General features: G+C 66.1%; 3 protein-coding genes. 1 reads left to right on the top strand and 2 read right to left on the bottom strand.

Annotation, left to right across the window (positions count from 1 at the left end; all coding sequences use genetic code 11):
- Positions 1-657: 657 nt before the first annotated feature.
- Positions 658-933, top strand: coding sequence for a hypothetical protein (locus KM933_RS38535; protein ID WP_221362269.1), 276 nt, complete (start codon positions 658-660; stop codon positions 931-933).
- Positions 934-941: 8 nt separating this feature from the next.
- Here the strand turns inward: KM933_RS38535 and KM933_RS40465 are convergent, their stop codons facing one another.
- The gene (locus KM933_RS40465) at positions 942-1,253 is read right to left on the bottom strand and encodes a transposase (RefSeq protein WP_347355177.1); all 312 of its coding nucleotides are present in this window, start codon (positions 1,251-1,253) and stop codon (positions 942-944) included.
- A complete protein-coding gene (locus tag KM933_RS40140; protein WP_308013683.1) occupies positions 1,232-2,539 on the bottom strand; it encodes an ISL3 family transposase in 1,308 nt (435 codons plus the stop codon). The genes KM933_RS40465 and KM933_RS40140 overlap by 22 nt, the downstream gene beginning before the upstream one ends.
- Positions 2,540-2,832: the final 293 nt, after the last annotated feature.

Here is a 2,832-nt window from a genome sequence, read left to right as displayed (position 1 = left end):
AGCCTGATCCCGCTGAACGGCAGCGGCGGCGGCACCAAGCGGCGCCCCTCTGGCTGACCGCGACACGCTGCTGCAGGTTTCCGTTCTGCCCCAGTGGTATTCGTCGGTGTGGGCGACGAAGGCCCGGCTGGAGCAGACCTGTGTCATCACAGCCGCCAACAAGGACGCGGGTCGCACGGCTCGTAAGCTCCCTGTGGATCCTGTCGCCCGGCGCCGCGCCTGTCCCCGCTCCTGCCGGCGTCGTTCGTGCCGGACGATGCGCCGACCTCGTTCGACGCCAACCTGTCCGAGCGGCGGCGCCAAACTGAGCTGTCCCGCGAGGCCGCACTGCGCCGGTCCCGGCAAGAGCGCACGGCCCGGACGTCGGGGACGACGACCAGGGTCCCGGAGGCGGCTGGACTGTAGACCACGGCGTGAGCCAACTGATTATTCAGGTTTCCCTGTTACAGGTGGTTGTCCCGTAGGTGAAGGGTGCCGTTCAGGTGGTTTTGCTAGCGGCGAGATCGTTAAGAACAGCGTTGACAGTGGACCAGCACAGATCGGCTGTGTCTCGACGGGCTCTGGTCCACTTTCTGTGGAGGGCTCACTGGCAGTGATGTCAGAGGCATGTGGTGAGATGGCTGCTCTCTATCAGCCGTTTGGTGGGAGATCGTTCCGATGTCTGTGTACCCGTCGCTGACCCGCGCTCTGGCGGAGGCTTTGGTCGATGTCCTCTGGTTCGTTGAGGGGTGCACGGACGAGCAGATGGATCCGGATGACGCGGTGAAGGTCTTGGAGGGTGTCGCCCATCTGGTGACACAGCTGTCAAGTGATCAGCGAAGCGAGTTCATCGACCTGCTCGGTTCGATGGCTGCGGAGGAGGCCGATCCTTCGCGCCGCGAGTTCCTAGAGGGCTTCCCTGATGGTTTTGGACTTGTTGAGGACGACTCCTGACCTGGGATCTATGCGTAGAGCAGGGCACGCTTGCGGAGGAGTTCGAATCCTGCGCGGCCAAACATCTGACGCTTGAGCATCTTGATCCTGTTGACATGGCCCTCCACCACGCCGGAGTTCCAGGGCAAGGTGAGGCCGGCGGTGACAGCGTCGAGATCGCGCAGGAGGTGCTGAGCGAAGTGGCGGAGGCTGGATAGTTCGGTGGTGGCGCTGGCTGCTTCGATCCAGTCGGGGAGCTGGTCGCCGTGCAGGTGCGTGAGCATGTGGGCGAAGGAGCGCACGTGTTCGGCGAGTGCCGTCAGTTCGGAGCAGTTGGACAGGGCGGCTTTGAGCCGGATCCGATCGCTTTCAGGTAGGGCGTCGGGGTGGGTGAGGCTCCAGCGGGTGAGGGCGCGGGCGGATGGTGGCCGGGTGCCGACTGTTGGGGTTTGCCGCGAAGGGTCCTGCTGACGTAGTCGCGGACGCTTGCGTATCCGCGTGGATAGCCTTGTTCCTTGATCTCCTCCCACAGTTTCCAGGCGTTGGTGCAGCCTTCCTGCCAGCGCTGATCGAGGTAAGGCTTGTAGTCGTCGAGCCTGGTCGCACGGCTTTGCCACTGACCGGTGAACATCTTCTCCGGAGTCGTGGCGCGGGAGAAGCGCAAGATCGTGTTGAGGGTCATGCCGAGCTGCCGGGCGACGGACCGCTTGCTGTGACCGGCGGCGAGGAGAGCGTGGATGGTGGCGTGCTTGGCGCGGGTGCGTTCGGCGAACCGGTGCCCTGTCGGCCAGGGCGACGACGCGGTCGGCTCCGCCTCGTCCTGCGGTTGTGCCGGCTGAGCCGGCGTGGGGCGCAAGCAGCCGCGGTGCCGGTAGACGCACTTCTCGGCGGCTTCTCCCAGGTTGTGCCAGAGATGCCATCGGTCGGCGACCTGGAGGGCCTGTGGGGCGCCGCGGGTGGCTCCTTCGGCGAAGAAGGTGGCCCGGTCACGGCAGGTGATCTCGATGCCGGGCCGCTCGGCGAGCCAGGCCGCGAGCGTGTCTGGCTCCCGGTCGGGAAGGAGGTCGACCGGCCGACGTGTCTCGACATCGACGAGCACGGTTCCGTAGACACGGCCCTTGCGTTGGGCGTACTCGTCCACGCCGATCACGCGGGGTGCTGCGACGGCGGGGTCCGGAAGCGAGACGATCAGCCTCAACAGGGTGTTCCGGCTGACCGGAATCTTGAAGGCGCCCGTCATCCGGGCACCGGCCCGGCCCGCGAGCGCAAGACCGACCGCCACCAGCGTCGACCGCAGCCGCTCGGTCCGTCGCCCGAACCTGCGGGTGAGTCCGGGGACTTGCTCGGCGAAGGTCTTGCGCGGGCAGCAGTGCTCCGCGCAGACGAACCGCCGTACACGTAACGACACCACGACGAGTTTGCCCGCTGTCGGCAGGTCATGCGGAAATCGCAGGTAAGAGCCATGTATTCGGCCCGACCAGCACCCGCACCCCGGGCATACCGCCAGCCCTGCGGTCGTACGAGCCTCGATCCGGACGGCCGTGTCGGTCACCTCGACCGACTCCACCACCACGCCCTCGACCGAGGAGAACAACAGCTCGTCCAGATGTGGCAGCACTTCGTTCACGGTGAAGGACTGTCGACCACACCACCGTCCAGCCGGGCGATTTTCGGGCGAACTCAACCAGCATCACGCGAAGATCAACCGTCACCCTGCATGCGCAACCACACGAAGTGGACCAGAGCCACTATGGCGCTCAGTCACAGTCGTGGTGATGGACGCGCACCTTCCGGGTGGCGTGGTCGAAGCCGTAGGTCGGGTCGTACGGCGGCCTGTTCGGCATCGGTCCTCGTTCGATCGGCGGTCAGCGGCCACTGCACGGTCGGCGGCCCGGACGACGTCGTGGTCGTCCCTGTGCG

It is taken from the genome of Streptomyces beigongshangae, from assembly GCF_019710745.1.
Lineage (GTDB): Bacteria > Actinomycetota > Actinomycetes > Streptomycetales > Streptomycetaceae > Streptomyces > Streptomyces beigongshangae.
The sequence above is the reverse complement of the archived record's forward strand: the minus strand, read 5'-3'. Positions and strand labels throughout refer to the sequence as shown.

Coding starts and splice junctions, on each gene's coding strand:
- KM933_RS38535 (WP_221362269.1), top strand. CDS start 658: ATGTCTGTGTACCCGTCGCTGACCCGCGCTCTGGCGGAGGCTTTGGTC.